Origin of the sequence: Niabella drilacis, from assembly GCF_900101395.1 — a bacterium.
Classification (GTDB): Bacteria; Bacteroidota; Bacteroidia; order Chitinophagales; family Chitinophagaceae; genus Niabella; species Niabella drilacis.
The window spans coordinates 93,210-118,458 of sequence record NZ_FMZO01000011.1 but is presented as its reverse complement, the minus strand read 5'-3'; the positions used below and the strand labels follow the sequence as shown (position 1 = coordinate 118,458).

At 44.9% G+C, this 25,249-nt stretch carries 26 protein-coding genes; 10 read left to right on the top strand and 16 right to left on the bottom strand.

Annotated elements, in window-relative coordinates; translation table 11 throughout:
* Positions 1 to 101 precede the first annotated feature (101 nt).
* Entirely contained in the window at positions 102 to 665 is a 564-nt protein-coding gene (locus BLS44_RS18180) for a dihydrofolate reductase family protein (protein WP_090391653.1), read from the bottom strand.
* A gap of 121 nt (positions 666 to 786) precedes the next feature.
* On the opposite strand from BLS44_RS18180, the gene BLS44_RS18175 reads away from it, so the two are divergent.
* The 4 genes from BLS44_RS18175 to BLS44_RS18160 all read left to right on the top strand — a co-directional run bounded on the left by BLS44_RS18175 (position 787) and on the right by BLS44_RS18160 (position 3,855).
* The gene (locus BLS44_RS18175) at positions 787 to 1,194 is read left to right on the top strand and encodes a DUF1801 domain-containing protein (protein WP_090391652.1); all 408 of its coding nucleotides are present in this window, start codon (positions 787 to 789) and stop codon (positions 1,192 to 1,194) included.
* A gap of 202 nt (positions 1,195 to 1,396) precedes the next feature.
* Entirely contained in the window at positions 1,397 to 1,951 is a 555-nt protein-coding gene (locus tag BLS44_RS18170; RefSeq protein ID WP_090391651.1) for a hypothetical protein, read from the top strand.
* Between the two features lie 188 nt (positions 1,952 to 2,139).
* The gene (locus tag BLS44_RS18165) at positions 2,140 to 2,709 is read left to right on the top strand and encodes a dihydrofolate reductase family protein (protein WP_090391650.1); all 570 of its coding nucleotides are present in this window, start codon (positions 2,140 to 2,142) and stop codon (positions 2,707 to 2,709) included.
* A 429-nt stretch (positions 2,710 to 3,138) separates the two neighbouring features.
* Positions 3,139 to 3,855 carry a hypothetical protein gene (locus tag BLS44_RS18160; protein WP_090391649.1) on the top strand — a complete coding sequence of 239 codons (717 nt, stop codon included), beginning with the start codon at positions 3,139 to 3,141 and terminating at the stop codon, positions 3,853 to 3,855.
* Positions 3,856 to 4,025: 170 nt separating this feature from the next.
* Here BLS44_RS18160 and BLS44_RS18155 read toward each other — a convergent pair whose 3' ends face one another.
* The 7 genes from BLS44_RS18155 to BLS44_RS18120 all read right to left on the bottom strand — a co-directional run bounded on the left by BLS44_RS18155 (position 4,026) and on the right by BLS44_RS18120 (position 9,182).
* Entirely contained in the window at positions 4,026 to 4,325 is a 300-nt protein-coding gene (locus BLS44_RS18155; protein WP_090391648.1) for a type II toxin-antitoxin system RelE/ParE family toxin, read from the bottom strand.
* A complete protein-coding gene (locus BLS44_RS18150) occupies positions 4,318 to 4,569 on the bottom strand; it encodes a type II toxin-antitoxin system ParD family antitoxin (protein WP_090391647.1) in 252 nt (83 codons plus the stop codon). Before BLS44_RS18150 ends, BLS44_RS18155 begins: the two co-directional genes overlap by 8 nt.
* 310 nt (positions 4,570 to 4,879) lie before the next feature.
* Positions 4,880 to 5,425 carry a hypothetical protein gene (locus tag BLS44_RS18145; protein WP_090391646.1) on the bottom strand — a complete coding sequence of 182 codons (546 nt, stop codon included), beginning with the start codon at positions 5,423 to 5,425 and terminating at the stop codon, positions 4,880 to 4,882.
* Positions 5,426 to 5,700: 275 nt separating this feature from the next.
* Positions 5,701 to 6,249 (bottom strand): hypothetical protein, encoded by a 549-nt coding sequence (locus BLS44_RS18135; protein WP_090391644.1) that lies wholly within the window; start codon positions 6,247 to 6,249, stop codon positions 5,701 to 5,703.
* 13 nt (positions 6,250 to 6,262) lie between these two features.
* The gene (locus BLS44_RS18130) at positions 6,263 to 7,456 is read right to left on the bottom strand and encodes an ImmA/IrrE family metallo-endopeptidase (protein WP_090391717.1); all 1,194 of its coding nucleotides are present in this window, start codon (positions 7,454 to 7,456) and stop codon (positions 6,263 to 6,265) included.
* Positions 7,457 to 7,613: 157 nt separating this feature from the next.
* On the bottom strand, positions 7,614 to 8,753 hold the full coding sequence (locus BLS44_RS18125; protein ID WP_090391643.1) for an HNH endonuclease signature motif containing protein: 1,140 nt from the start codon (positions 8,751 to 8,753) through the stop codon (positions 7,614 to 7,616).
* Between the two features lie 18 nt (positions 8,754 to 8,771).
* On the bottom strand, positions 8,772 to 9,182 hold the full coding sequence (locus tag BLS44_RS18120; RefSeq protein ID WP_218127777.1) for a helix-turn-helix domain-containing protein: 411 nt from the start codon (positions 9,180 to 9,182) through the stop codon (positions 8,772 to 8,774).
* A 107-nt stretch (positions 9,183 to 9,289) separates the two neighbouring features.
* On the opposite strand from BLS44_RS18120, the gene BLS44_RS26280 reads away from it, so the two are divergent.
* Together BLS44_RS26280 and BLS44_RS18110 are read left to right on the top strand one after the other, a co-directional pair.
* Entirely contained in the window at positions 9,290 to 9,628 is a 339-nt protein-coding gene (locus BLS44_RS26280; protein WP_143019833.1) for a hypothetical protein, read from the top strand.
* Between the two features lie 66 nt (positions 9,629 to 9,694).
* Positions 9,695 to 10,039, top strand: coding sequence for a SymE family type I addiction module toxin (locus BLS44_RS18110; protein WP_090391640.1), 345 nt, complete (start codon positions 9,695 to 9,697; stop codon positions 10,037 to 10,039).
* 530 nt (positions 10,040 to 10,569) lie between these two features.
* Here BLS44_RS18110 and BLS44_RS18105 read toward each other — a convergent pair.
* Positions 10,570 to 10,791 carry a hypothetical protein gene (locus BLS44_RS18105; RefSeq protein WP_143019832.1) on the bottom strand — a complete coding sequence of 74 codons (222 nt, stop codon included), beginning with the start codon at positions 10,789 to 10,791 and terminating at the stop codon, positions 10,570 to 10,572.
* A gap of 389 nt (positions 10,792 to 11,180) precedes the next feature.
* Positions 11,181 to 12,908, bottom strand: coding sequence for a choice-of-anchor Q domain-containing protein (locus BLS44_RS18100; RefSeq protein ID WP_090391638.1), 1,728 nt, complete (start codon positions 12,906 to 12,908; stop codon positions 11,181 to 11,183).
* A 352-nt stretch (positions 12,909 to 13,260) separates the two neighbouring features.
* Between BLS44_RS18100 and BLS44_RS18095 the strand changes: the two genes are divergently transcribed.
* Positions 13,261 to 14,016, top strand: coding sequence for a sulfite exporter TauE/SafE family protein (locus BLS44_RS18095; protein ID WP_090391637.1), 756 nt, complete (start codon positions 13,261 to 13,263; stop codon positions 14,014 to 14,016).
* 55 nt (positions 14,017 to 14,071) lie between these two features.
* Here BLS44_RS18095 and BLS44_RS18090 read toward each other — a convergent pair whose 3' ends face one another.
* Positions 14,072 to 14,557, bottom strand: coding sequence for a hypothetical protein (locus tag BLS44_RS18090; RefSeq protein ID WP_090391636.1), 486 nt, complete (start codon positions 14,555 to 14,557; stop codon positions 14,072 to 14,074).
* A gap of 203 nt (positions 14,558 to 14,760) precedes the next feature.
* On the opposite strand from BLS44_RS18090, the gene BLS44_RS18085 reads away from it, so the two are divergent.
* Positions 14,761 to 15,738 carry a metallophosphoesterase family protein gene (locus BLS44_RS18085; RefSeq protein WP_090391635.1) on the top strand — a complete coding sequence of 326 codons (978 nt, stop codon included), beginning with the start codon at positions 14,761 to 14,763 and terminating at the stop codon, positions 15,736 to 15,738.
* 52 nt (positions 15,739 to 15,790) lie between these two features.
* Entirely contained in the window at positions 15,791 to 16,927 is a 1,137-nt protein-coding gene (locus BLS44_RS18080; protein ID WP_090391634.1) for an acyltransferase family protein, read from the top strand.
* A 17-nt stretch (positions 16,928 to 16,944) separates the two neighbouring features.
* On the opposite strand, the gene BLS44_RS18075 is transcribed toward BLS44_RS18080, so the two are convergent.
* The 5 genes from BLS44_RS18075 to BLS44_RS18050 form a co-directional block, all read right to left on the bottom strand.
* Positions 16,945 to 17,769 carry an alpha/beta hydrolase gene (locus BLS44_RS18075; protein ID WP_090391716.1) on the bottom strand — a complete coding sequence of 275 codons (825 nt, stop codon included), beginning with the start codon at positions 17,767 to 17,769 and terminating at the stop codon, positions 16,945 to 16,947.
* Between the two features lie 95 nt (positions 17,770 to 17,864).
* Entirely contained in the window at positions 17,865 to 19,169 is a 1,305-nt protein-coding gene (locus BLS44_RS18070) for a Gfo/Idh/MocA family protein (RefSeq protein ID WP_245729262.1), read from the bottom strand.
* A gap of 50 nt (positions 19,170 to 19,219) precedes the next feature.
* The gene (locus tag BLS44_RS18065; RefSeq protein ID WP_090391632.1) at positions 19,220 to 20,260 is read right to left on the bottom strand and encodes a Gfo/Idh/MocA family protein; all 1,041 of its coding nucleotides are present in this window, start codon (positions 20,258 to 20,260) and stop codon (positions 19,220 to 19,222) included.
* A gap of 281 nt (positions 20,261 to 20,541) precedes the next feature.
* Positions 20,542 to 21,738: a C1 family peptidase gene (locus BLS44_RS18055; RefSeq protein WP_090391630.1), complete on the bottom strand. Its 1,197-nt coding sequence runs from the start codon at positions 21,736 to 21,738 to the stop codon at positions 20,542 to 20,544.
* A gap of 178 nt (positions 21,739 to 21,916) precedes the next feature.
* Complete coding sequence (locus tag BLS44_RS18050) at positions 21,917 to 23,542, bottom strand: ABC-F family ATP-binding cassette domain-containing protein (RefSeq protein ID WP_090391629.1); 1,626 nt, start codon at positions 23,540 to 23,542, stop codon at positions 21,917 to 21,919.
* Positions 23,543 to 24,134: 592 nt separating this feature from the next.
* On the opposite strand from BLS44_RS18050, the gene BLS44_RS18040 reads away from it, so the two are divergent.
* Positions 24,135 to 25,076, top strand: coding sequence for a sugar phosphate isomerase/epimerase family protein (locus tag BLS44_RS18040; RefSeq protein WP_090391627.1), 942 nt, complete (start codon positions 24,135 to 24,137; stop codon positions 25,074 to 25,076).
* The last annotated feature ends 173 nt before the right edge of the window (positions 25,077 to 25,249 follow it).

The window sequence follows — 25,249 nt, the reverse complement described above, 5'->3', positions numbered from 1 at the left end:
GATAAGAGAACAGCTCTATCATTATTGAGCGCATCTCTTCCAATATCGTAAAGGGGGCGGCACGTATAAAGGGGCGAAACAGGGCTGACGGGAGCATCCTGTTAATCGCCATTTTTTACCGGGGCATAGTAAAGCGTTATTGCACCGGAGCCAAAGGTTTTTGTATGCAGAAGCTTAAACATTGTTCTGTCGCTGATATTATTAAATAAGGGCAAACCGCTTCCTGCCACAACCGGGTGGATGGTCAACTGGAACTCGTCGATCAGGTTAAGATTCAGCAAGGCAACGATCAGACTCCGGCTGCCCACTAAAATGTCTTTTTCCCCATCGGGAGCTTGTTTGAGCGCAGCAACTTCTTCTTCCAGGGAACCTTTTGCCAATCGGGCGCTTTCCCAGTCAACACGTTTCAGCGTGTGGGAAAAGACGATTTTCGGAATCCTGTCCATGATCAGCGCAAAATCGTCTGTAGCCTGGTTACCCGTAGGGTTCTTTACCACCGTGGGCCAATATTCCATCAATTGATAAGTGATCCGCCCATAGAGCGTAACACCTGCGCTCCGCAACAGGTCAGCGTAATGCTGATGCAGGTCATCATCCGGAATGATTGCTGTATGATCGCAATAGCCGTCCAGTGTCATATTGATCGCTCCGATTAGCTTTCTCATTTTATTTCATTTATATTCATTGCATACCTGCATGATGTCCCAAAAGGTAAATATTTATCGGTAACGGGCAAGCGCCCGCATAAATTTTTTTATTTTTACGGGGTTATATGACAACCGGGAAATGGAAAAACCGAAGATAAAATTTCGCTCATTGATCGAGCTGTTTGCCTTCCTCCCGGCAGACCAGGCCCTGCTGCTGGATGTGTTGCGCCAGATCGCCATTGACACCTTGAATGGCTACGGCAAAGAAAAGTTATCCTACAATGTTCCGTTTTTCTATGGCAACCGATCCATATTACTGATCTATCCGGCTGCGGTTCCCCGCGGGGGTTTGAAAAGCGGAGTGATGTTTGCCTTTTGGTTTGGCAACCGGTTAAAGGATGAAGCCCATTACCTGGAGCACGGAACCAACAAGCAAATTTATTACAGGATCTATCAATCGGCCGAAGAGATCAACGTCAAAGCCCTGCAAAAGCTGATACGGGAAGCCGTTGAGCTGGACAAAACGTTCAAAAAGAACAATCGTTAAACAGTGGCGAGGTCAAGCGTCAACGCCTTCTGCTGTCGTTCGAAGCATTTGTTTCAACAGTATATGCATGCCCTGGTTAGCAAACAGCGCCAGTGCTTTTCATAGCGTTATAAAATGCAATTCCTATATTTATAAGCCTTAAACCTCTATAAATGAACGCAACAAAACGCACGCTGACCTTTGCTACCTTTTTTTTCTTTTAATGATCGCCGCCAAAGCGCGGGCCCAGGCTCCGGCAGACTGGTTTATAACGGAATGGGACTTAAGCAAGCTCCCGGCCGGTACCACGTCTATCCAGTTCCCGGGACAAGGTGCCGGATATTCTATTGAGTGGGAACAGAAGAACGATCCTGCCGTTCAGGGGGCGCTGACCGGCAATGGGTTTACAACCATTAATTTTCCTGCCGCCGGTGCCATCTACCGGGTAAAGGCACATAAGGGCACCGGCAACTTTTCAAGATTCTATTGCGGCAATACAGATGTAGAATCGTCTGTGAAAGCCCTGGTAGCGGTAACCCAATGGGGCAATACCCACTGGACCACATTTGACCGGGCCTTTAGCACCTGTGTTAATTTAGAAACCATTCCCACAGCCGAAAGCCCGGATCTTACGGGGGTAGCAGACCTGCAATTTATGTTCAAGCAAAACGCAGCATTAAGAGAAGAACAAAGCAGTATCGCTTTTATCCGGGTAGCCCAGCAGGATCTTGATAGTACCGTAACCTACTCCAAAATCGTAAAAGTGGAGAAGGAATAGGGGCGGATGCCTGGGCATTTACCTTTTTATACGCAGTCTTTGCCACCTGTTTTATGTGCGGGCGCGATCATGGCCCTATTGGTGCGGTTTCCCGTGCCGGGCTAAAACCACCCTTATGTTGTCATGATCGCACCTTACCGGAGGTCCTCATCCTTTTTAACTTTGAACAATAATTAAAAAGAAATAAAATGAGAAAGATCCGGATTTTTGAACACATCTCGCTGGATGGCGTAATCGAGCATGACGGAGACTATACCTATGGAGCCTGGACAACGCCCTACCGAAGCCCGGCCGGGGCGGCAGCCCTCCTGGAGGCTTATGGGCCTGATTTCGACCTGCTGCTTGCCCGCCACACCTACGATATATTTAGCGGCTTTTGGCCCAATGCCGGGGATTTTCCAATGGCCAGTGCGATAAATGCTGCAACAAAATACATCGTCACCCACCGGCCCGAGAGCCTGGAATGGGGGCCGGTAAAAGGATTGGGAGGAGAAATAGTAGCTGCGATCCGTGATCTCAAATCAACGGACGGCCCCGATCTGATTGTTGTGGGAAGTTCAACATTAACCTCTGTATTGCTCGACCAGGGACTGGCAGACGAAGTGGTACTCATCACTTACCCGGTTCTGCTGGGCAGTGGTAAACGCTTATTGGCAAACGGTATTGATGCCCGCGAACTTGCTTTTATAGACTCAAAGACAACGCCCACCGGTTTGCTCATCAACAGGTATCAACACCTTGGATCATTGAAAAAATGATCATTCTCCGGAATAAAATCCTGCATAAGATATTTCAACATCTCCGGAGCTAATTATTTCCGGCAAACATAAAAAGGCAGTCGACCCGATAGAGGGGGAGCAGGTAACATTTTTTAATTCTCTTAAAAATGCTTCTCGATGGACCGGGCAGGGGCCTGCCGGTTAAAGCCAGGCCATCCTCTTTATCGGTCACCGGCACATTGCAATGGGGCGGTGGCGGCCGTTTTTCTTCATAAATCTGATAATACCGGGAGTCTGCGGGAAAAAGAACGCCTTAAAAATAATTTTTGGAGGATGAGTTATTTTTTTGAACTTTGTAGTTCAAAGTGCTTTTTAATACAAGTAAACAGAATGCAGAGTACATAGGGAAAAGCAACAGGCAAAGTAGAGCACAAGATTATTCGTAACCGGCAACGCAACTTTTATTTTATGAGCAAAGCAGGCAGGCTTACCCATCTGTATGATGAAGCAAAAGGGAACAAATGGTTTTATTACTTTGCTGTTTTCTGCCGCATCGTACTGGCGCTGGCATTCTTTATATCAGGCATTGTAAAAATCAGGGGAGAACGGTTTGCCGCCGGCTTATCCGTCAACAACCCAATGGGGCATTACCTGGAAGCCTTGTATCACACCGAATACTACTATACATTTATCGGGATTTCGCAGTTAGTAATCGGCGTTTTATTGCTCATTCCAAGAACAGCATTCCTGGGGGCATTGTCGTATTTTCCCATTATCCTGAACATTTGTGTCCTTACTTATGCCGTCCGGTTCGAGGGTACCCGCATAACGACCATATTCCTGCTTGGCAATATTTATTTGTTATGGTGGGACTATGACCGGTTAAAATACCTGTTACAATTCAAACAAGGTAAAGAGAACGATCGTCCTGCAAGGAAAAAACCGCTGAGCAATAAATTCCCCTTCCTGTTTTTCGGGTTTGTTGTTGGCATGATAGCAGCGGTAATCATCACAAACCTGTATATATATGATATCCGGCCGGGCAATTCCCCGGAGGAATGCACCAACGGATGTCCCGGCAATAGAAATCCAAAGGCCTGCGAAGCATTTTGCGATTGCATTTATAACCAGGGAAAACCGCTTGACGAGTGCCTGAACGCGTATAATAAAATAGCGAATCAATAAGAGGCGCAACCGTGATTGATTATTTACCCGCAGGGCAGAGGACAGGTTCTCATGAAAAATAATGTATCTGAAAACCCACAGTATTTATGGGCGGTGGTGGGCCTGGCGTTAGTGGGGAAGCTGGTCATCGATATTCTTTTTACTTTGCGTGCCTCGAAAATTGGCAGCGACTATTCTCTCATTCTATTATTCAAATCCATTCTTGCATGCAGCGCCCTTACAACCTCCACTTCTTTTAGTGCCAGGGTTCTGTAAAATACAATGTGCTTACCTACTTTAAAACCCAATATTTCTTTTGACAGCGCTGCATAGCTTTTACCCAACGCAGGGCTTTCTGCTACTTCCTCAAAGGCCGAAATAAGTAGCTCATAGTACTTATCCGCCTGGTTTTCCGACCACACTTCATAAGTATAATTCCAAATCCGGGTAAGGTCTTCAACCGCCTTATTCGTCAATACATATTTAGCCATCTTTTCTCTTAGCAGATTTTAAGTTGGCTAAATGCTTTTTTGCATCAAATTTTTTAGCTATCCCGCTGTTAATGCCTTCCTGAATAGCGTTTTTCAAGGCCCGCATCTTGTTTTCTTCCTCTTCGAGCAGCCGAAGTCCTGCCCGAATTACTTCGCTTGCATTTTTGTACCTACCGTCGGCAATGCTGTGCTCTACGAAATTTTCGAAGTAATCGCCCAATGATACAGAGGTATTGCGTCCCATAACTTTCTCTTTTTTAGTAAAGTTACCAATATTTGGTAACTTTTTAGAATATTAATTATCTTGGATTCAGCGGATAGTCCGGCCCCGGCTAGAAAACAAGGCGAGGGTAGGAGCCGTAGTTTTTCTTACCGGGGGCACGCCCTGATCCTTGACAATGTGCGCTAAAATGTGCCAGACCTGTAGTATATAATGTAACCCGGTAATGGATCTGGGTGGTGGGTGGGCCAGGGTTCTTTGTTTAGCGGCGAAGCCGCGTAATTCTTTTTTGTTTTTATTCTTTTAAAATTTAGCAAGGGTAGGGGAATGGTAGTTAGCGATCATACTTTTCTCTTAGTTCCAGTTTTTTAATCCTTGAATTTATTGATCCCTCATTTCTTTCAAAAATGGCAGATAATTCTTTTACCGTTTTTCCTTCACAAAAAAGTAGTTCCAGCTTTTCATCATCCTCCGTAGTCCATTTTTCATAAGCATTCTTATGCGACTGTTGTTTTCCGGCTTTGGTATATGTTTTCTTAGAAGCACTGATTCGTTCCAAAATTCTTTCTTCCAATTCCTTTCTTCCTAAATCCACCAACAGGTATGATAGCTTTAAATGTTTTGCAATGATATCGTTTAGCAACCCGCTCATATCATCTTCAAAATGGTTGTCGCTTACCAATTCAGCCATCTTGTTTTTTAAGTTACCCGTTTCGCTTACATACACAATTGCATCATCCTCTCTCAAAATAAATACAGCTGCTTCTTCCGGAAATTGATTGACCCATGTACTGCTTACCTCAACCGAAATCACTGCGGATGCATTCAAAAGCCAATGTTCCAGCTCGTCTAAATATTCATTGATCGCTTCCTTTGTCATTCCTTTGTTTAATTAATTTTTTATTTGGGCGTGTCCCCGGTATGGGGCATCCGCTAAGTTTAAATATCCCCACACAGCCCATTACAGCATATACCAAATATAAATCGAAATCGCACAACACCCCATACCGGGGCCGGGCTATCCGCTCATACTCCGCCACAAACCCCACCGCACAAATGCTTCAGCGGGGTATCCGCTGCTATCCCTCACGCGGGACGCTGAAAAATAAAAGTCGTAACATTTAGCTACGACTTAATAACCCTATTGATTTGATATTATTTCTTTTCACTTAATATCTTCATAGCTTTGGCAACGCTCAGTGTAGTCTTATCATATTCTTCATGACCGTAACCATGCCGCTCATTTAGCTCATAAAACTCCCGGTAAATATCAAATGGATTCTGTGATTCAGCCACCCATCTTATTACAATATCCAGTATTTCGTTCATGACAGGCTGATAGGTCATCCTTCCGTCTGATTTCCTAATACCATTGTTGTCAGACTTTCGCTTGCCTAAGTTCAAAAAAACATTCTTCTCATCATAGATAATTTCTCTCACCTCCTTAAAATCTGCACCCTTGGGCAAGTAATCCATTAAGAGCTTTCTTATACCACGATAGTAGATGTTATACTTCTCTTCGGGATTCTCAAACTCTTTTCCAATAAGTTGTTTCAGCTCATCAATTTCGTGCAAAGAGCCATCTTCTGTACTGATGCTTAATTGTCTGCCTACTTTTTCGTTTGCTTTTTGCAGAAGCTCCAATCGCTCGATATCTGCTTCCGAAAGTTCTTCTTGTTTTTTTGTTTTTTTGTTGTTCTCCATAATAATAAAGGGGTTACTTAATTTCTAAAATCTCTTTAATTTTCTCGCTGGTTACTTTTATACTTTCCTCATCCCATGATACCGGGTTCAACTTCTTTAAAGAACTGCTATAAACTGGATAAAATTTCTTGAACGCAGCATGATATTTTTTCCCATAAAGCTCATCCTGATACCAGATATAAAATGAATACACAATGGAATCATGAATTTCATTCTCCTTTGCAAACTTCGAAACCAAGTAGGGATTATGGATATACTTTTTGATATAGTGAAATTTTTCTTCAGAAAGAAAAAAATCTCTCGCAAACGAATTGGCTTTTTCTTCTATCAGGAATAAATCATCATCGCCGGTTAGGTGAAACCTGTTCGTTTCTATAAATTCAAAATCAAATAAAACGTGATGCAGCTCGTGCAGCAGGGTAAACCAGATGGTAGGATATTTCTTGTTGAAGTCTGTTAATACAATACACGGCTTACCATTTACAATAAACGTACCACCTCTCACTTGTGTAGTTGCTAAATAATCTTGGAAAATAACAGTTACGCCCACATTATACAAAGCCCTGCATACAATAAAAAGCCCGTTTTCTATATCTTGCGAATAAGGTTTAATTTTTACAATCAAATCCTTTAAGCGATTTCTGTCATACTCATTTGGATTATTAATCACCTTAAAAGTTTGATAGGCCGATTTAATCCAAAAGTCTTTCATCTTATCCGAAAAGTTTCTTTTGGTTCGGCTGTATAAAGGCTCCTCCAACTGTTCTTCAAATTCCTGTATTGAGGAGAAGCCAAAAAAGGTAAGCACCTTTTTTACCAAAGCATCTACATCATCGTTGCTTTGAAAAAAGCCGAGCTTCGTTAATGTTTTTACGTCAAAATTTTTGAGCAAAAAAGTGGCTTTGCGCGCGCTATCAATTGACGAAATATTGTCTATGCTTTGATTGTTTAATACAACTTTTATAAAGCTATTAATATCGATTTCAAGAAACTCCGCCAGCTTAACTACATGAATTAAATTGGGCTGTTTAGCAGTGCCGGTAATTATCTCCTCAAAAACATCTTTGTCAATACCTAACAACTTTAACGCTTTGGTTTTGGTAATGCCAAAATCGTTTAGCTTTTGATCGAACAACGCCTTTATATCGAGCAAAGGCTGATCTTCAAAAACGGATCTTAATAAAGAATTGATGTTTAAATTATCCACAAAACACGGGTATTTACCCCTCAAAAATAAGTATAAATTTGAAATAAACCAAAAAAAGAGGGTAATTACCCTCAAAATAATGCCTGATCGCTTCCTGGCTTATTTTACTTTGTCATTGCTTTTGATATTAGACTTTGATTATCCAGCAATAAATAGACTAATTGTCTTCTTCATCAAAAAAATCGTCAAATTGTTCTCTATATGCAATTGAAGGAGTTCTATCTTTTTGCTCTTTGGGAAGACCGAAGCAATATGGCCTTATATCAACTATTATTTGATCTTTTCCCTCGATAGATTCAATGTTCACATTTCGAATCTTTCCAAAAATGATATAGACACCTCTATGTAATGTCCGCCATTTTGCAGAGCTTGAACAAAAATATTTAGGGTCTACAAGCCATTCTACTACAAATGGTTTTCGTTTGAAATAGAATTTCATAAACTCCGAAGACTCTGTAATTGGATCAGGTAGCCGCTTACTATACAATCCTCCAATGTAATAGCAATATTGTCCGACAATACCCTTTTTTAAAGATTTTCTATTTAGCAAGTGATCTAAATCAACAAAGTTTAAATGATTCAGTAAAGCCTTGAATATTTCATAGTAATGGTGCTTTAGGATTGAAGAACCGTTAGGTGCGAAAAAAATTAATGGGGTTTCGGGATTCTTATTCATTTCTCTAATTCTACAATCATTTAAAGCCCCACTTTTCAGAATTAGATGATTAGAGTATAATTCATTACTATACTGCGTGTGCGGGACATTGCCGAATAGCTCAACACAAAGCTCTAATATCCGGGGTATATTCAAAAAATCAATCTCAGTAATATTGCCATTTCTGCAAGCCTTCTCCAAATTTTGTTCATATACTTGCTTTTCCCATTTCTGTTTGGCTTTGTGAATGTCCGATTCTGTAAGCTGCAAGCTCAACGTTTTACCTTTTTTGTGAGCCAAATCATGATCATTAAGACAAAGAACAGCAAGATTAAAATAACTATTATCTTGACTTATTGAATACTCCTTTATGTGATGAATGATGTAAGAACTTCCCTTTGTACCTTTACAAATACAGCAAGTATAATTTGAATTATATAATAACTCTTCAACGGTATCTTTGTTTATAGGTTTCCTTTGGATTAGGTCATTTACAATATTGACTTCATTGTCGGATAAGCCATATTTTTCTTTAAGATTCTTTTTAGATGTTTTTTCAAAGGTTGTTTTTGGTAGGCCAAGCCCAGCTAATTTTTGCGCCAAATCGCTTGAAATGCCATATTGAAGATATGTATCAATCATAGGGTCGAGGATTGAGAATTATTTCATCTTCTCCAAAATCTCTTTCATCAGTTCTACCTTTTCACGTTCGCTTGCTAGTAAACGTTCAAACAACTCCATTACTTTTTCAAGAGGATTAAAAGTATAATTCAAGGAACCAGAATTATTGGCAACAGATCCTTCTTGAAAAGTATTAGAAATAATATTCACCGCCTGTTCCTCATCAAAGTTCTGAAAAGCCTCAACGGGTATTTTCAACGCAGCGGAAATTTGCTGAAGCAGGGGCACATCAATCGTTTCTTTGGTTTCCAGTATAGATATTTTCTTCTGGTTCCAGTCGTCGCCCAGCTCATAAGCCAACATTTCTTGTTTTATACCCAGCATTTCCCGGAAACGTTTTACATTTCGTCCTTCGTGTATCTTTTTCTCCATAGCATTTGAGTGTGTCATAGGTTCAAATTTAGGTTTTTTATTTCTTAAATAATTGCTCTATAAAGTTAGCTAAAATATCCCGTAAACAGGATAAAATATGCGGCGGGTAACTTGAATATCCCGCAGTGCAGCTGGTGACGCCCTTGGTGGACTATTGCTGCGGCGTGGGCAAGCCGGATCCCTGGGGCGATTTTCCGCGTAGTTTATCCATAAAAGAATATTGCCATCCGTACCGGGTGTTTGCAAAGTTGTTCCGGCAACACAGCTTACAGCGTTGGGTAGCGGATTGGGAAGCGCTGGTAGAAGGTGCGCTTAGTCCCTGTAATGTAGGACTAAGGTTAAATGCAATATGCATTTGTACCGGTTTAATAAAGCTGCTGGAAGCCGCACATTTGGTTTGGATAAGAGAGGGTGGGGGCGGAATAAAACTACAAACAGAACACAATGGAGTGGCAATAGCTTAGAACGCTCCAATTTCCCCGTTTTGCTTAATATACAAAATAATATTTTTTAACTTTTAAAACAACCCTATGGCAATCATAGCAATGTTGAAAAACAACCTCGTCATTAGGAAAATACGTAAACTGAAAGTGTATGAAAAAACGATCGTATACAGCAGAACCTGTTACATGGGCGATGAAACAGTTGCTCACCACCCGGAAATACGTTTAATTGGCAAATGGCTGGCCGATTGTGGCTTTCAGCCCGGTCAATATGTAGATGTTACCGTAGAACCGAATAAACTGATCATTACACATAGTAATGAAGAAGCCGATCTTAAAATGAGCAACTACAAAGAACCAAAAACAGATAAAATAGATGATCCTGCAAAAAACGAGTCCATAAATAAATACGCGCAAATAACATTATGTTAAATAGGAGGCGGATAGGGTTTTCGATTATCAGGAGTGTACAAAGCGCCTATTTTCTTCGTCACGTTTAATTATCGCTAACATGCACTTACCCGAAGAAAATCAGCGCAGGCAGAAACGTAAATTAAATCAAACTGTAAAGCAGCGTGGCCTGTGCAGGGCTTTGCGCGTAAAATTTGTGGCGTAAATTTTTAAAAGCGCCACTAAAAATTTTACAAGCAAACAGCATAGCCGCAGCGGCTATTTAGGCGCAGCCCGAAGCGCAGCGGAGACATAATGTCTAATTATAGGAAAAACGGGCGGAGATATTCTTTCCAGACAAACGCAAAAAAAAATTGCCTATGGAGACAAGAACATGATTAATTATTTACCCGAAGGGCAATCCCGGTCCCTGGTTTTGTTGTCCTGGCACAGGGCTTACAAAACCGCTACCGGGAGCAGACATAATATTAAATTATAGGATAAACGGATCAGGCGCCGATTTCCGGCGGCCCGGTTTGTCCTATAATTTATATTATGTTAAATAAAACTATCTAATTGCTATTGCAATATTCCTGGTACCAGTCGTAAAACTGCTCCATGGTCCGCACAAAAAAGTATACCCCTCCTGCTCCTTCCACCCGCAGCCTTTCTTTTTCCTGGTGCCTGCTCAACCGATCAGTACCGATCTTTATTTCGATGGCAATAAAGCGACTGGTAATAACAGCGTGAATATCTGCCACGCCAAGATTCGCATTGCAGGGCGTCCAGGTCAATATGCCGTTTACGATTCGTGGAATGCCCGTGGTGTTGATCCGGCACGCATAATGCCTGTGATATTTCAGGAAATCAAGAATTCAGGTAGTTAAACCATTTGCTGTTTTGTCGGAATATGATTTTCGTGGAACTCCAAAATCGCGACAACCTTCAAAATTATTTTCCATATAGGCAGTCCTGGCATCTTTTAGTGCTCGCATCCAATTCATAGGTACTGAAAATTTTGTTAGCTCAAACAAAGCTAATCAAAAAACGTTGTTTGCCTCAGAATAAATTAAAATCACCAGTATAATTGAATATACAACATACCGGTGATTTACTATAGTATAGGCAATGGAGGACAAACTCCTACCCATCGTCTACAAACAAATTTGTAATATATGGAAACTTATTCCCGCACTACCTGAATGGTCTTTGATACCCGCTGAGCACCATCTTTATCTACCTGTACCAAACGTGCGAACAGCGTACCGGTTTCGGCGCTTTTAACAATCCCGGTTTTATGGCAGGCGAAACTTAAAATGCAAACCAGGAACGCAGCTACTGGCAATGCCCGCCTGCGACGCTTGTATGCCATTGCACCCAGTGATAAAAATCCGGCACTTAAACCGAGCATGGTTAGCGGAATCGTAATGGCATATTCCAATACGGTATGGCTGTTGCCTGTTGTAGCCTTGCTTTGGACGGTTCCCACGGTCTCCCAGCTTGCTCCATCAGCAGAAACCTGTACTAAAAAATGATCATTATTGGTTTCCGTTTCTGTGTTCCAGTTAAATAATAATTGCCCGTTCTTAAGCGTTGCGCGGAAGCTGCCAAACATTACCGGAAGAACGGTTTGTAATTCAAAGGCGCCCATATCAATGCTATTGCCTACCAGGCGCGCGTTACCTGCAAGGTCTACCGTTGTTCCGGAAACATTAGCTGCATTCCATAGCTGGTTATTACCGGCATTAACAGCGGGGCTTGCCTCCATTAATGTATAGTTGCCGCTGCCGGCGTTGGTGAAAAGCGGGTTGGCATTGGAGTTGCCTGTACCGGCCGGCGGTGCCGCGCCCTGTACAATACTGTGGGCGACTTCAAAAGCTTTGTTCCCCGCATTTTCCATCATACTGACTGCGCCTGGCTGGCTGTTCCAAAGTATGCTATTGATCAATACCGGGTTTCTGACACCTGGTACAGGTCCATCAGAAACCGTGCTATATATGCTATTGCCGGCGTTTGTGGCCGTATTATCCACAATCGTAGTGTTGATTAATACGAGCGAGTCGGCCCGGTTATAGATAGCGGCACCCAGTTTTGCCGTATTGCCCGTAAAGACCGCACCGGTAATAATTGGACTATCATAAGCATCTGTAAAATGCAACCCGCCGCCGGACTCTACTGCTGCGTTGTTACGAACCAAAATATTTATAAAAGCCGGGCTACCAAAAATATAACCTCCTGCAGCATAGCCAGCCATGTTGCCGCTTATTTCAACATTGCTGACCCGTAAGGAACGGCCGCCCCGTAACAGCAAACCTGCCCCTGTGTTCCTGATGAAGCTGATAGTAGCGCCTGGTACACTAAGACCCGTTGTGCTTGTACTATTGGCCGTGCCACCGGAAATTTTTATCCCATCCAGGTGCAGGTTTGTAGCTCGCATACTGATGAGCACATGATAAGCATTATCTGATGGATCGTTTTGGATACCGATATCACCACTCAGCGTGGTAACATAGGTCTTCCAGTTACGTTGGCCCATGCCGGGATTTCCTGCGGATGGAAACCCGCCGTACAGATGTACACGATCCATTACCACAAAGGCATTGTCGCGTGCCCCATCATTCTGATACCGGCTGTTATCAGCGTCATACAAAGGTTTATAAGTTCCTTCGGCAATCAGTATACGCAGCGAATCGCCCGCCAGCCAGTTATTATTGGCATCGTACTGTTCCCTGGCCCATTTGAGGGCATCGGCCAGTTCCGGAATGGCATTGGTCCATGAAGAACCGCTGCCGTTTCCACCGGATACCGTTTTATTCACATAGAGTATACGGTCCGCTGTGGGGGTTATCTGCGCAGGGAGTACGCCCGCCAGGCACAGGCTTAGGAGGAATAAGAGGTACGTTTTTTTCATTTTTTGCGTTTATGGGTTACAATGGAATTATTAATAATGATCGGTTGCGCCCAAGCATTGCGAGCAGCTGCTCTACCGGTACCTGCACAGTTAAAATTAAAAGCAATGGAGCGTTGGACTACTGCACAAGAAGCACAATATAATGTTATAGGGCATCGTACTTAGCGGATCATTTTTTCATACAGTTTTTAATTGTCAGGGTTGTTGCATTCATGGAAATTTGAAAGAGGTTCACGAATAGACTTAAAGTATTGTTTTGAATAGTTTAAAAACGAGAGACGCAAGATATGAAAAAACAAGGATTAAGTAGCTGAGGGCACTAAACGGGAATATTTATGTATTTTCATCCCCTATGCCCTTCATCATCATTTTCATTCTTGTTATCAGTTTTATTGCTGCGCTTGTGCGGTCAACCCTGGGCTTTGGAGAATCGCTGGTTGCAGTGCCGCTCTTCCTGCTTTTTTTACCCGCCACAATTGCGGTGCCATTGTCTGTCATGCTGTCCATTGTGATTGCATTGATTATCGTGATCCAGGATCACCGGAAGATCCATTTTTATAGCGCTAAATGGCTTATTTTTTATGCAATTCCCGGTATTCCGCTGGGCTTGCTGATCCTTGTATATGGCAATGAGCTCCTTGTAAAAACGGCTCTCGGGTTATTAATTATCTGCTACGCGCTGTATACGCTAACTGCCAAAGCTACAAAAAACCTGAAGGATGATAACCAATGGTGGCTTTTTGCATGCGGTTTTTTGTCGGGTGTTTTTGGCGGCGCGTATGGACTGAACGGACCGCCCCTGGTGGTTTACGGCAATCTTAGAAACTGGTCGGCGCCCCACTTTCGCGCCACGCTGCAGGCCTATTTTTTGCCGGTGAGCCTGCTTGGCTTTATCGGGTATGTTGTTAAGGGATTAGTGACGGCTGAAGTGAATTACTACTTCCTGGTAGCGCTGACGACCTCCATTCCGGCCATATTTTTAGGCAGATGGCTGAACCGTAAATTAAATAGCCGGTCCTTTCTCCGGTATGTTCTTTACGGACTGATGATCATCGGCATTATTTTAATACTGGTGGCCTGGTATCAGGTCCCGGCCATTGCTGTATGATTTCATCGTCCCTTTTTTCACCAGCGGTTGTTTTTTGACGCAGTACCGCATACCGCTATTTAGAGGAAGTTTCGGCGGATGGCGTTTTCACCCGCACGTATCTTTCAATATTGTAACGGTCTACATTGCTGCCGGCAATTTTCTCTGTGCCCTGCTGTACCAATGTGTCATTGTGAATGGAAATGGTAAAGCTGAAATCATGGCCTTCCCAGTCCCGCGCATTGCAGTATTCCAGGTGTTCCGTATAGGTACTGTCCCTGAGTGTATAGGCTCCGCCACCTGCAGCAAAAACAGCGGAGTCCTTTCCGTTTTTAAATCCATGATGCAGGAATGCGAAATGGCTGTCGTTGATGATCTTTATAAAAGAGCGGTCCCTGGTGTAATCAGTAACAGTCGTATCGCCGTTTTCAATAAGTGTTCCGCTTAAAAGCTTCCAGGTACCGGTAACCGGAAGCCGGGCTTCCGTACTTTTTTCTTCTTGTTGCCGGGTACAGGATATGGCAAAAACAACTATAAAAGCGGCCGCAATTTTTGATCTCATAGAATATCTGTTTACAGTTTATTTCAATGAAGATAGGAAAAACGATCCCGGATCGTTTAAAAATTCCGGGCGCCTCAGTTATTTTCGGGTCTGCTGTGCATACCCTGGGCCCACTGATCAGTTGGCCGGGAACAGAAGCTTTTCCTATTAAGTTTACATTATGTCCTTAAACAATTAGTGCATTTGGTTTAAATTGCTTAAATATGAAACAGCAAACTACTTCCCTTAGCCGGCGGCAATTTGTAAAGGCCACGGCATCTGCGGCCCTCGCCCTGAGTATTCCGTCCGCTGTATCTGCCGCATTGAGAAAAGAAACCATTACAATCGGTATTATTACGGACCTGCACCAGGACCTGATCCCGACCGGCTACGAGCGGCTGGCTGCTTTTCTGGCAGACATGAAAAAAGTAAAACCGGATGCGCTGTTGCAAATGGGTGATTTCGCCTATCCCGGTGATAAGAATAAAAATGTGATCACAGCTTTTAAAAATGCCCATCAGAAAACATTGCATGTGATCGGCAACCATGATACGGATGCCGGTTATACAAAACAACAATGTATCAATTACTGGGGCATGCCTGGCCGGTATTATACCTATGCGCTGAAAGGGATATGCCTGCTGGTTCTGGATGGCAACGATAAGGGCTCGCCGGATCATAAAGGTGGCTATCCCTCCTATATTGGCCCGGAACAAACGGCCTGGTTGAAGGAGCAGCTGGGAACAATAAAGGAGCCACTCATAATTGTATCTCATCAGCCACTGGCGGGTCCCGATGCGGTGGATAATGCGGCTGAAATACAGGCATTACTGGAAAAATACCAGAATAAGATTTTGCTGGCCATTAACGGCCATACGCATATTGACGCTCATTATCACATAAACGGTATACATTATGTGCACGTTAACTCTGCATCCTACTACTGGATGGGTGAAAAATATAAGCACCTGATCTATGATCCGGCTGTGCATCAGCAATACCCCTATCTTGCCTATACCTGTCCGTATAAGGACGCATTGTTTACGACGCTTGTAATTGACCCGGTTAAAGGCCGGATCCATATAAAGGGAAAGCGCAGTCAATGGGAAGGAAAATCCCCGGAGGAACTGAACTATCAAAACTCCGGATTGCTGCATACCGGTAAAGAGATCGTGCCGCGGATCAGTAACCTACAGTGGTAACTGCTCCTCAACTATTTCCATGAAGTCTGCTTTCAAATAAATTTCTGCCATCATGAATTTACAGCGCTATTACCGCCCGGAGCTGGATGTATTCCGCTTTTTTGCATTTCTCTTTGTGTTTTGTACGCACCGGATGGATCTCGCCCCTATTGATGTTAAAGAATATTACTGGGTTTACCAGGTAAGTCTTGTTGGCGTTTTTGGGGTGCCATTATTTTTTTTACTGAGTGCCTTCCTGATCACGGAACTGTTGTTACGGGAAAAGGATGCCACCGGCAGCGTTCGCCCCCAATCCTTTTATATCCGCCGTATACTGCGTATATGGCCGCTCTATTTTTTTGTACTAACGGGTTTCCTGGTGCTTTCGGTAACCACTAAAAACTTTGGTGTGATCACTACCGGTAATTTCCTGTCATTTTCGCTTTTCGCAGGCAACTGGTATATCAGTTTTAATGAATGGGTGTCCTGCTATCCGCAAAACCCGCTTTGGAGCATCTCGGTAGAGGAACAGTTTTACCTGCTGATTCCCCTGCTGGCGGTATTTTTTACACGCAAAGGGCTAAAAGCCGTTGCATTTACATTTCTGGTTATCGCTTACGTGGTTATTTTTAGTTATGGCCGGCACCCCAGGGAAGGATTCAGCAGTGAATGGACCAATAGTTTTGTACAGTTCCAGTTTTTTGCCGCCGGTATTTTATTGTCGGTATACCTCAGAGGACGACAGCCCCGGTTCTCCATCCCGTTACGGGCGCTCCTGTTTATTGCCGGCATCGGTTGCTGGCTGATCGCCTCATTGGTATTTAAAGTAAAAGCTGATGCTCCGCATCTTTCCAACTCAGCCGAAGCTATGAGCGGCTGGGCTTGTATATTACTGGGTGCCCTCCTTATGTTTTTGAGCATGCTGGGTACCCCGGGCAAATACCTGCCTAAACCGGTTATTTTTTTGGGAAGGATATCCTATGGTTTATATATGTTCCATAACCTGTTTTACTACCTGATCTATCACCTTTACAAAGATCAGCTCACGCTGTTTGCCACCTGGCTGCACTTGCCGGAGCAAAAAAATAATATTGGCTTTGTACTGGCTTTTATAGGTACGGTGGTTACGGCGATGCTCTCCTACCGCTTCCTGGAACGTCCGTTTTTGCACCTGAAAAGAAGATTTACGGTTATACCCTCCCGCGACTGATGAACGACCTTGCTGGTTTAAAAGCGACGCTGCTTCAGCACCCGGCTTACTTCCTGCAGCAGTAAGGGGAAGGCCGGTTGCGCCATTCCTCCATGATCATAACCCTGTAGTTCATAAAGCTGTGTTTGTGTATTGCCGGTCAGCTTCAGCATCCGGAGCAGGTAGGCATTTTCTTCATAGCGGCCATAAAGCTCTTTTTCCCGGTCGCCGGTGATCAGCAATATGGGCGGAGTCGTTTTCCTAACATGATACAGGGGCGCCATTGAATCGATGACCGGTTGCAGCGGATCAGTTCCCCGCTCTTCCCTTACAGTGAAGTGGGTGATGCATTGGGCGCTGAAAGGAACAATTCCCAGAAGACTGTCGGCATTGACGTCATAGTGTTGTAAATACTTTTTATCGAGGGCCAGCATCAGGTCAAGATACCCCCCGGCCGAATGGCCGGATAATACGATTTTTCTGCGGTCGCCTCCATATTGTTCAACATGCTGAAAAGCCCAGGCAACTGCTGCCGCTGCGTCTTCAATATACTCTGGCGCTTTTACCTTTGGAGAAAACCGGTACCCCACTCCTATAATAATATAGCCCTTGTTCATCAATGCAGCAGGAATTTCTTTTTTCCCCGCTTTGAGCCCTCCCCCATGAAACCAGATAATGGTAGCCGCATTCTTTTTATTCCGGGGATAGTACACATCCAGCCGGCATTGCCCCTGCTGATAAGCATCCTGGTTTACAGATGCAGGGTAGTATCGAATATCTTTTTGCCATTCATAATTGTTGTCCTGTGCCTGTGCCTGATGAAGTACAAAACACAGGATTGCAAAAACAAGTAATCGTTTCATATTTTGTCCTTTTTGAAAGGGTTCAGAAAGGACAAGATACAGCTTTTTCCGGCCCATTGGGATTATTGCGGGCAACATTCCTGAAGCGGGCAATATTACACCCGGGGCTCCCAGCCTTTTTCATATGTGCGGCTCCATAATTTTTCTGCCGCTGTATTATTGAGAATATGCCCATTCCGGGGATTTGTATCCAGCACTCCCGAGGTACGTTGTGCAATATTGCCCAGTTGTACAAGGAGGGTACTGATATGGCCGCTTTCGATATCGGAATTGAGTGGCGTTCCTTTTTTGATGCCATCGAACAGGTTTTGCACATGAAGACCATCCAGGATCCCCGCGGGGTTGGAAGTATTGGTGGCGTTTACGGTTACTTTGCTCTTTACATCCTTTATCAATTTGTTATCGAGGCTGTATACCTGGTATCCGTCATCTCCGTTCATCTGCAGGGCCCCCTTTTCTCCAAAGAATATAACGCCCACAGAAGCTCCGTCTGCATACCGGCCATTGGCGCTCCGGCCCTCCCATGTAATGCTGCCTTTGCTGCCAAATTCGAAGCCGATCGTTTGTGTGTCCGGAGTTTGCCAGTCATCTGTAAAAAAGTAGCGTCCACCGCTCGAAGTAACCCTGGTTGGATAGCTGACCTGCAATCCCCAGCGTGCAAGATCCACCATATGGGTGCCGTTATTCAATGCTTCGCCGGTGCCCCAGTGCCAGAACCAATGCCAGTTATAGTGGATCCGGTTATCCATATAAGGTTTGCGGGGAGCCGGTCCCTGCCAGAGATCATAATTCAGCCAACCGGGTACCGGAACTGCTTTGCCGGTACCAATGGGTTTACGGCTATTGGCGTACCAGGTGCGTGCAAAATAAGCGTTACCAATAATGCCATTGTGCAGTTCCCGGATGGCTTCCATAACATTGGGCCAGGAACGGCGCTGGTTGCCCATCTGTATAAGACGCTTATGTTTTTTTACAGATGCAATAAGCATTTCGCCCTCACGGGGATTGTGACTGCAGGGTTTTTCCAGGTACACATGCTTGCCTGCCTGCAAAGCCAGCAAGGCCGCTGGTGCATGCCAGTGGTCGGGTGTTGCAATCACCATTACATCCACGTCTTTTTGTTCCAGTACCTTGCGGAAATCAGGCTGTGCCGTTGGTGTTACGGCCTGTATTTTAGACAGGTTGCCAATGCAGCGGGTCATAGCACGGCTATCGGTATCTGATACGTAGCGGATCAGACATTCCTTTTGTGCAGCAAAGGTGCCGGCCAGTGCCGCCCCCCTGCTGTTAACACCCACCATACCTGTCAGGATCCGTTCGTTTGCCCCGGGTATGTTCCGGTAGCTCCGGGCACTGAACCCGGGAAGCACACCGCCTACAGTAAGCGCTGCTGCGCTCAATGTGGAGGTTTTAAGAAACGCTCTGCGTGAAGTTTTGCCGGTCATAACTGTTATACGTTATTGGTTTTGTAGTTGGCTTTTTTATAAACGGATTCCAGCGTGACAGGCACTCCATTCCGGCGCCTGCTTTCATCAGCGGCTTCCATAAAGGCAAGGATATCCAGTGTGTCCTGTGTTGCTACGGGTGACTTCCCGGTTTCAAAAAAACGGATGATCTCCTTCAGCAATGGATCATATCCTTTAAAACCTCCCAGGGATACTATTTTCTTCTCGGTAAAAACCGTACCGCCATAGTCCGCTTTCCCGCTCCGGGTACCCCTGAAATTGCCTACACGTCCATCGCCCCAGGTGCCTGTTACCACATCGGTGTCCGGTGTATGCACGCGCACTACCGACCGACAGCCCGGGCCCATCGCCGTAAAAAGGATCTCCACCCCATGAATGCCGTACCAGAACAGGTCCGGATGCGTTTTTTCGAGTGTTGCCGGGCTGTAGGTTTGCGCACCGGTCACTTTGCCGTATTCTCCTTTAAGTATCTCCTCCATACCGGTTATATAGCGGAGCGATGAGCTGGAGAATACAGGCACTTTATATTGTTCTGCCGCCTTAAAGATGGCGACAGCATCTTTAAGGGATGCGGTCATGGGTTTGTCGATAAAAAGCGGTTTACCTGCTTTCAGCACCGGCAAAGCCTGCTCCAGGTGCAGCCGGCCATCATTGGTTTCCAGGCATACCGCATCTACTTTTGGCAACAGCTCCGCAATGGACCCGGTAATGGTAACCCCGTATTGGTGAACATCGGCCGTGTAGCCGGGAATGCGCTCCACGCTTGAAGGGATATCTTTGCTGCCATTGGGATAGGCGGCTACAACGCGGTAACCCATAAATGCCGGATCCGGATTATTGCCATTCAGTGATTTTGTAAAGGCCACGGCATGGGAAGTGTCCAGCCCGATGATCCCGATCCGCTTTCCCTGCCAGGCCCGTTCTGCCGTTCCTGCGGATGCATGCCCGCTGATCCCGAGGCCGATACCCGCCAGCGCGGAAAGATGCAGGAATCGTTTGCGGTCCATTGTTTTTTTCTTTAACATGCGATCGTCTGTTTTGTGTTTAAAGATATTTAATTGCAATGAAGCCCCCGTTATAATCTCCGGTTACGTTACCGAAACGATTAAAGATGGAAAAGTAAACAGGCTCCCGGCTTGTTTCCTGGCCGGATCACCCCCCGGTTTGATCAGGACCATTTCCTGTACAGGCGTTCCGGCTATCCCGGGCATTGGGCAAGCAGATGTATACGGGATAAAGCACCGGGGTTTCTTTAATGAGAAACCCCGGTGCTGTTATGGTTACCTGATTACAGGCTGCTACTTCTTTATAGGGTTATCTTTGAAGCAACCGATTTCGGAACGGCTTTTTTATTGACCAGGATACTGGTCGTCTTAAACTGTACGTACGCTTTTGTTACATGCAGGTAGCCTTTGTATTCGTTGCCGGTACCCCAGGAGTTCTTGACAATATAATATTCTTTGCCGTCCTGATCTTTCGACAGGCCAACAATATGCATTCCATGATCGTCCGACGTCTGGCCGTTTTCGATACCTGTCTGCCGGAGTTCCGGCGTGATCTCCGGTTCTGGTTTGGGACTGGTGAACAGCTCCTTTTTTTGGGCAGCGGTAATATTTTTTACATAGGAGAACGGGTTTTGCGGTACAAAGGCCACCCCGTTGGGCCAGCTGAAATAAGGTTCGGAAACATCTGTTCCCCAGGCCACAGTGTACCCATTCTTCAGCGCATTATCAATAATATCCGTAACAGCCGCGGGAGGAATATTGTAATCCCACTGGAAAGCCCAGTTATCGGGTACCATCATCATTGCTTTTTGCCAGTATGGTGTATTGTTCTGGGAAATAAATTCGATGTAGTTACCGGCATCAAGCCCTACTACTTCTTTTGCAAAACTTTGGGGGGTATAGCTTTTGTTCTGATAAGTAAACATTGGTGGTACGGGCCCCAGGTAGGCATCCAGGGTTGCAGCAAAAGCTTTCTTCCAGCGGGGAGAAAGTACGCCGGCCGGATTTTTAATGACCGCATCCAGCATGGCTTTCAGGATAGCCTGCATTTCGCTGAAATTATTGGTAGTGGCTCCATTCAGCAGACCGGTGTATACCTCTTCGGGCACAGCACCGTATTTGGCATACATATTTATGACATCATGTGCTTCGCCCCCATCGCCCCAGCTTACGGCACCATTCATTTTTACATAATTTTCGGCTTTGTCTTCATAAGACCTGCGCGCTGTATAGATCTTTGCAAGCGGTACAGGTTTCCGGCCGGCTTTGATCATTTCGGACTCTAAAAAAGAGTTGGTGGAGTAACTCCAGCAGGTACCCGAAGAACCCTGGTTCTCTATAGGCGTCACTTCCAGGTTGATAATATTGGTAAACCGGAAACCGGTACTGTCGCTGCTGTTACCGCTGATCTTTTTGATGAGATCATCCTGGGCATGAAGCCAGCCGCTGCCGGCAACGGTCACAAACAGCAAGGCAGTTAAGAAAAACTTTCTACACATTTTATTTAAATTTATCGGTTGTTTATAAAGCGGATCCCGCTAAAGCAATACTTAAAAATTCCCGCAAAGTAAAGACGGATGATGCAAATGGAATGCAGTTTTTTTATGAATGGCCGCCGGCTGATACAAAAAAACGGAGCCACAGCTCCGTTCGATCCTATCTTTTCAATGCTGCAGCCTATGCATACATTTCCTGGCGCAGCGCTTTTACACGTTCATCTTCCAGGTATTCATCAAAGGTGCTCAACCTGTCAATGATGCCTTTAGGTGTTAATTCAATAATGCGGTTTGCCACTGTTTGCATAAAGGTATGGTCATGGCTGGTCAGCAGCACAATGCCATTGTAAACGGTACATTGCTCGTTGAAACTCTGGATACTTTCCAGGTCCAGGTGGTTGGTAGGTTGATCCAGGATGATCACATTGGGGTTCTGCAGCATCATCTTGCTCACCATACAGCGTACTTTCTCACCCCCGCTTAACACATTTGTTTTTTTAAGCACTTCTTCCCCGCCAAACAACATCTTCCCCAAAAAACCCCGGAGAAAGGGCTCGTCCACATCGGTCACATGCGATGGTACAAACTGGCGCAGCCAGTCCATTAAGTTTAAGTCAGACTGGAAGAATTTGCTGTTCTCAATGGGCAGGTATGCAGAAGTAACGGTAGTGCCCCACTCAAATTGTCCTGCATCGGCCTTTGTTTCGCCGTTAATGATCTCAAAAAACTGTGTTACAGCCGTAGGGTCTTTTGAAATAAAGGCGATCTTGTCCCCCTTGTTCACGCTAAAGGTTACGTTGTCAAAAAGCACCCGGTCTTCTGTTGCCGACTTTAATTTTTCCACATTGAGGATCTGGTTCCCCACTTCCCGCAGCGGCTGAAAGATAATGCCGGGATATTTGCGGTAACTGGGCTCGATCTCCTGGAAATCCAGCTTTTCCAATGCTTTTTTCCGGCTGGTAGCCTGTTTGCTCTTTGAAGCGTTGGCACTAAAGCGGGCAATAAAATCCAGCAATTCCTTTTTCTTTTCTTCCAGTTTTTTGTTCTTATCGCTGATCTGGCGGGCCATTAATTGTGAACTTTCGTACCAGAAGGAATAGTTACCGGTAAAGACCTTGATCTTCTGGCGGTCTACATCGGCCACATGGGTACATACGGCATCCAGGAAGTGACGGTCGTGGCTCACTACCAATACAATATTCTCATAGTCTGCCAGGAAGTTTTCGAGCCAGCCGATGGTCTCAATATCCAGACCGTTGGTAGGCTCATCCAGCAACAGGATATCCGGGTTCCCAAACAGGGCCTGCGCCAGCAGAACCCGCACTTTCATATTGGAGGGAATATCTTTCATCAGCATCTGGTGCAGTGCGTCTCCCACTCCAAGACCGTTTAAAAATGCGGCAGCATCACTCTCTGATTCATACCCTCCCATTTCGCCGTATTCCGCTTCCAGTTCGGATGCTTTCATGTAATCATCTTCTGTAGCATCGGGATTGGCATAAATGGCATCCCGGCGCAACATGGTATCCCACATCTTTTTATGCCCCATCAATACCGTATTCAGCACCGTCTGATCGTCAAACTCAAACTGGTTCTGCTTTAAAACGGCCATACGCTCACCGGGTGTAATGGATATGGTGCCCTTATTGGCTTCTATCTCCCCGCTTAAGATTTTCAGAAAGGTGGACTTTCCTGCCCCGTTGGCTCCAATAACACCATAGCAGTTCCCTTTTGTGAAATTAACGTTCACATCTTCAAACAATACCCGCTTTCCGTAAGCGAGTTTCAGATCTTTTACACTTATCATGAGCCAATCTTTATTTATCTGTTTTCAAAAAGTGGTGCAAAGGTAACGCAAAGTTGACAGGTGGAAAAGTTTGAGGCGCTGAAAAGTCGGGGTTCCTGTATTGCCGGCTGAATGAATAAAGATCCGGCAAATCTATTGTACAGGGAGCCCGGAGCCTCATTAAGCCGCTCCTGGCTGTACAAAAACGCTGGTAAAGGCTTTTTGGGGTGTTTGCACTGCAAAATCTGTCGGTGGCGGATCATCGTGTTTGTCCTGTTACTCAGGACGGTAGATCATCAGCGCCCGGTGATGATCATTAAACCCGGAGCCCTGATACAATTTTCGGGCCCGTTCGTTGTGATGCTCCACTTCCAGAAAGATCACCTTCAGATCATTTTGGGCTGCATAGGTTTTACAAACTGCACATCTGCTATAATCACAACGCTCTCCCAGGACCGATCAATGCTGAAACCAGGTACATTTGCCGGCAACAAAAAGTTTAAAGACAAAAAAAGGGGAATTATTCCTTAACTTTCAGAAAGGGATTTGTACAAATGATTGCTTTTGGATAAAGCCCGGTTTAAGGCTCATTTACCATCAAAATCCGTTAAAAATGGAAAGTTCCCGTCGCTCATTTATCCGCAATGGTATTGGAAGTGCCCTTGCCACCGCCGCATTACCTGCCTTTTCACGGTCAGGTATCCTTAGTACAGCGCCGGCAGCTGCACGCATCAAACTCAGTATTTCCTCCTATTCCTACTGGCATTTTAAACCGGAAAAGTACCCGATAGAGAAAGTAATTGATGAAGCGGCAAAACTGGGTGTGGAAGGAGTAGACATCCTGCACCGGCAAATGGACAGCGTCGACGATCAATACATCAATGCCCTGAAACGCCGGGCCTACCTGAACGGGATCGCCTTTACCTGTCTTTCGATCCACCAGGGTTTTGTAACACCGGATAAGGCAGAATGGCAGAAGAATATCGACAAAACAAAAGAATGTATTGAACTGGCTGCAAAAATGGGCATTGCCTGTTTACGGCTCAATTCCGGGAGATGGGGTACTACCAAATCCTTTGATGAACTGATGAAGAACCGTGGCCAGGAACCGATCCTTCCGGGCTACACGGAAGATGACGGCTTTAAATGGTGTATTGAGGCTATTGAACAATGCATCCCAACAGCGGAAAAATATGGTGTTATGCTGGCCCTGGAGAATCACTGGGGACTGTGCTCTACTCCAGAAGGTATGCTGCGCATCAAAGAAGCCATCAACTCACCATGGCTGGGGCTTTTGCTGGATACGGGCAATTTCCTGGAAAACCCATATTCGAAACTGGAAATGATTGCGCCGCAGGCCGTTTTTGTACAGGCCAAAACCTATTATGGTGGTGGCGAGTGGTATACACTCGATCTGGATTATAACCGGATCATGTCCCTGTTAAGTAAAGTAAATTACCAGGGCTATCTTTCGCTGGAATATGAGGGCAAAGAAGATGCTGCAACGGCTGTGCCTAAAAGTATTGCCATGTTGCGAAAAGCGATGAAGACATAAAAAACGCAGATTTCGCGGACTTACACAGAAAGATTAAAACAGTCTGTGGATATCTGAGGTATCTGTAAGAGACCTTCCTGCTTGTGGACCCCTGGGTTTTGCTCGCAGATTTCGCGGATTTACACAGAAAGATTAAAAGAGTCTGTGGATATCTGAGGTATCTGTAAGAGACC